Source organism: Longimicrobium sp., assembly GCA_036389135.1.
Taxonomy (GTDB): domain Bacteria; phylum Gemmatimonadota; class Gemmatimonadetes; order Longimicrobiales; family Longimicrobiaceae; genus Longimicrobium.
Genome location: DASVQP010000078.1, coordinates 1 through 3,985, shown reverse-complemented (window position 1 = coordinate 3,985; position 3,985 = coordinate 1). Strand labels below are relative to the sequence as shown.

Below are 3,985 nucleotides of genomic sequence, written 5' to 3'. Positions count from 1 at the left end.
ATGCTGTCCGGGCGCGGGGCCTCGGCGACGGGGGCGACGACCGGCGCGATCTCGGCGAGCTGGAGCTTGGGGACCGGGGGGCGCAGGGTGGAGAGGTCGGCCAGGGCGAAGGAGGCGCCGCCGCGGGAGTAGGCGCGGTCGGACTGCACTCCCGCTCGTTCCAGATGAACTCACCCTTTCACCTGGAGGTGTTCGTGCGTGCTCAATCTGCGGGTGCCCTGATCGTGGTCGCGCTCATGGGGTGCGACGCAACGACCCAGGGGATTCCAACAACCACTGCACCGTCCGGAGTAGCGATGGCGGCGGCCAAAGACGCAGCGGGTGGAGCGGGACGCGACGATCGGGTCCGCGTGATCCCGGCGAGCGAGCTGGGGTCGAATTTCGCTCAACATCTTCGCGAGTTGGAGAACAGTCTCGAGAACCGCCGCGCTGAGCAGGCCGCGGAGTGTCTGGCGCAGATCGCAAAGGATGCTCCTCTGCGGATCGGCTTCGCCGAGGGGCCGCTGCCCGACGGAGCCGTGGCCGCGGTGGTCCGTGACCCTACCGGGGTGGCGAAGCGCGCATTCATCTTCTCCGAGTCTACGATCTCCTCGCGCGCGATTTCGCTCGCGCGGATCGCCCTCGATGAGGATGAGTTCGCCCATCTGGAGATCTCATCAGCGCGGGTTCTGTTCGTGACCGCGGATCAGCGCGTGCGGCTGGGGAACCAGATCAGGCAGATGGACTACACCATCCCGGAGCGCGGCCCCAGCGAGGCCACCTACCTTCTGCGGGCGAAGCGAACCGACACGGTGCAGATCCCGGAGATCGGACGGGCACGCATGCTGGAGGTGAACCCATGAACACGCGCCACATCCGGGATCGGACGGGCAGTGGGCGTGATACTTAGCGATTCTTTCGTACTCGTCGGGTTTCAGCTGTTTCGCGGGCCTCTACCCGGCCACCGCACTGCCAGTGACCAACGAGAACGGCGACTCTGTGTACTACGATTAGTGCGGAACCCGCTCAGCGGCAGCGTAGGGGAGCGGCGATCAGGGGTCGCCCAGAAGTGCGGCGACCCAAGAGAGAGGCCCTGCAACCGAACCGGCTGCAGGGCCTCTCTCTTCCGGTCGGGACCTCCCGGAGCGCGCGGAGTCTGGACCCGCGGACGCGAAACGACTCGAGCGAGCGGGCTCCGGGCCTTTGTTGCGGATCAGCGTACCGTCACCGCCGCCACCGTATCCGTGCCCTCCGCCGGCCGGGATGGTGTCCGGAGCGAGCGGAGGCGGCCTTGCGGCCCCTGAAACGGGGCGGGCGGTCGTTTACGGCTGCTTCCACACCTGGCCAAGGTACTTGCGGCCGTCCCAATCGATGATGATGAAAGGGGTAGCCGTGCGCACCCCCTCCGGCAGCTCTCCCGGCTTGTAGTTTACCGCCACACCGTAGTACGTCCCAAACCGCATGAAGGTGAGGAGAAAGTCGCTCGCGCGGGCCCGCCCAGGGTAGATCACGTTGAGCGCATCGCGAACGGCACCGAGCAGCGAACCGCACACACGCTCGTCCCGAATGACGCTCATCGGAAAACCGGGTTCGTGCTGCGGAATCCCGAAGGATGCGCGTGTGTCCGCCTGGTCGTCGTCCACAAACAAGGAGCCGTAGAGATACGGGACCATGTCATCCTCCAGCGACGTGTCGCCGCACTTTCCGTAGCGTACGGTTCCGCTCTTCTGTGCCTCGGCGAAAGAAGGCGCGATGAGCAGAGCGAGCGCCAGAGCAATGGCTCTCATGTGCAGATGTATCGGATTCGAGCTCACTGTGCGCCTCCACTGGGCGGCGGGGAAGCAGGGCAGACGGCGTAAAAGGCAAACTCGGTGCGCCGGAGCTTCCCCTCGCCGTCGCGCTCCCACCGGTACACCCGGCCTGGTGGTTCGATTACATACCCCGGCCACCCAGGATTATTGCCGTTGCTCCACGCTGCGAGATCCCGCTGGCTCGGCCCCTTGTCAAAGTCGATTCGCCCGTCGGGGCCAGGCTGCACGGGAACGAGCTGCTTGCTTCCCGGATCGTAGGTCATGCAGTTGCCCGGATCGGGCAGTCTGCTTCCGTCAGTCGGGTGCGTATGGATCGTGCCCAGAATCGTATAGCCGGTATTCAGGAGAGACGCGAGCTGTCCCGGCTGTCCAACTGCATGGCAGGGTCCCTGTGACGTGTAGGCGAACTCCACGAACTCGCGTTCACCCTCCGGGTTTACGGTCATCCAGCCGCCGTACTCGGTACGCTGTGCAAGCGGCAGGCTCCAACCCGTACGCTGGACGGCGAGTTCCAGCGGACCCCGGAACGCAGAATCCTGGAGAAGCGGATCGCACTGCCCGGTTACGATCTGCACCGAGATCACCGCATCGTTATAGTCGTCGTCGCCGGAGTCCTCAAATTTCACGGTGAAGCGCGGATAGGTGCCTTCGACCATGAACTTGCCGTTGCCCGAAAAGCCGAACCCGCCCTCCGTAATCGCCGGGCCGAGTGCCAGCGTTGCCCCAACGTCGTAGCAAGCGTCTCTCGTCAGAGTTCCGCTCACGATCCCATAGACAGAGATCGTGTTGCCCGCGCGGGCGCACTCCGCGGAGAGAAGCCGGATGATTGCGCGGTCGCCGGGAAGCATGGGGATGGCGGTGGATGTGCTGGACGTGCTGACGTTGAAGCGCGGGGTCAGTCCGTTCGTGCGCGCCCATGCCTCAAAAGCGAGCGAGTCGGCTCGGGTATTCAGCGGACCGGCCGGTTTCTCCTGGACAGCGGTGGTAGGTAAGCCACGGTCGCAGCTCGTACTCACGAGCAGCAACAGGATGGTGAGAGCCTGGCGCAGAGCGCATCGCGCGCCGGGCGTGCGGATAGTCATGATGAGTCCTGTAGTGATTGGCGAATGATGAACGCGAATGACACAGGACGAGCGGGAGGACCGCGAGGGCGTACGGGCCGCCACAGGGGCGAGTGCATGGAAACAGGAGGATGAAGGTTCGGCGGCCGGGCTGTCTCGGTGAGACCCCTAGCTTTGCGGCCCCGCCTCGCGACGGGTGTGCTCTTATCGTTTCTTCGGTGCTGCGGCTACAATTCTATGGCAGAACGCATCGGCGCACAATAACGGCGCGTTAAGAACGCACCTGGTCACCCAGGTGGAGGTGCCACACATCGGCACAGATCCGGCGACGCCCATCCAAAACAGACGAGAGGCCCCACGACCGAAACCGGTAGGGGCCTCTCTTCAGGTCAGCTTTCGCCCCGAACGGGACCTATCATGTCACCACTCGTCTCGGCATCACGGGTCAGCGCCAGAGCTTCTTCCAGAACGGCCGGTCGTCCAGAGTGAGCTCTACGCCGCCGGGCATATCCACTGGTTCGACCTCCATTCCAGGAAAGTGCTCCTGGAGCAGACGGTCCTCTTTGTCGTACATCGAAAGCTCGGGGTCCACCTCGTCGTCGTAGAGCAGCTGGACGCGCATTTTGCGGTCCTGGACCAGGTAGACCATCGCTCGCCAGCGGTAGCGAGGGCCTGCCTCCCTGGAGTGCTCCCACGCGTCGCGAACCGCGTCGGCTACTTCGTGGAACTCCAGCGCGCAGCGCAGCTTCTCCGCACCGGGCAGGGCATACCGGAGGATCATGTGATCCAGGTCTTCCTCCACCTCGGCATAGAGGAGGATGCGCGCATCAGGGTCGCCGGCGACGTCCAGGGCCGCGAGGCCGATGCGGTTCATCCCCTCGCCAAGCTCGTCGTCGATGCCGGCGTAGGAGCTCACGGGTGATTCTCCAGGCGTTACGCGGCCCGCCCTGGGATCAGGGCTGCGGCACCGCGACCGCCACCGTGTCCGTAGCTTCCGCCACCGGCGGGGCGATGCTGTCCGGGCGCGGGGCCTCGGCGACGGGGGCGACGACCGGCGCGATCTCGGCGAGCTGGAGCTTGGGGACCGGGGGGCGCAGGGTGGAGAGGTCGGCCAGGGCGAAGGAGGCGCCGCCG

Annotated in this window: 5 protein-coding genes and 1 riboswitch; of the genes, 1 reads left to right on the top strand and 4 read right to left on the bottom strand. The window is 65.4% G+C overall.

The features are described 5' to 3' along the window. Positions 1-296: 296 nt before the first annotated feature. Positions 297-842, top strand: a complete 546-nt coding sequence (locus VF584_18755; GenBank protein ID HEX8212224.1) for a hypothetical protein — start codon at positions 297-299, stop codon at positions 840-842. A gap of 459 nt (positions 843-1,301) precedes the next feature. Here VF584_18755 and VF584_18750 read toward each other — a convergent pair whose 3' ends face one another. The 4 genes from VF584_18750 to VF584_18735 form a co-directional block, all read right to left on the bottom strand. Beyond that, positions 1,302-1,766 carry a hypothetical protein gene (locus VF584_18750; GenBank protein HEX8212223.1) on the bottom strand — a complete coding sequence of 155 codons (465 nt, stop codon included), beginning with the start codon at positions 1,764-1,766 and terminating at the stop codon, positions 1,302-1,304. A 23-nt stretch (positions 1,767-1,789) separates the two neighbouring features. After that, positions 1,790-2,872 carry a hypothetical protein gene (locus tag VF584_18745; GenBank protein HEX8212222.1) on the bottom strand — a complete coding sequence of 361 codons (1,083 nt, stop codon included), beginning with the start codon at positions 2,870-2,872 and terminating at the stop codon, positions 1,790-1,792. 117 nt (positions 2,873-2,989) lie between these two features. Continuing rightward, positions 2,990-3,064, bottom strand: a riboswitch (cyclic di-GMP riboswitch). Between the two features lie 232 nt (positions 3,065-3,296). Further along, a complete protein-coding gene (locus tag VF584_18740) occupies positions 3,297-3,767 on the bottom strand; it encodes a hypothetical protein (GenBank protein HEX8212221.1) in 471 nt (156 codons plus the stop codon). A gap of 37 nt (positions 3,768-3,804) precedes the next feature. Next, on the bottom strand, positions 3,805-3,985 hold a 181-nt coding region (locus tag VF584_18735), incomplete at its 5' end, for a hypothetical protein (GenBank protein HEX8212220.1).

Excerpts from the sequence above, each read along its gene's own strand:
- VF584_18755 (HEX8212224.1), top strand. The coding sequence starts at position 297 with ATGGCGGCGGCCAAAGACGCAGCGGGTGGAGCGGGACGCGACGATCGG.
- VF584_18745 (HEX8212222.1), bottom strand. The coding sequence starts at position 2,872 with ATGACTATCCGCACGCCCGGCGCGCGATGCGCTCTGCGCCAGGCTCTC.
- VF584_18750 (HEX8212223.1), bottom strand. The coding sequence starts at position 1,766 with ATGAGAGCCATTGCTCTGGCGCTCGCTCTGCTCATCGCGCCTTCTTTC.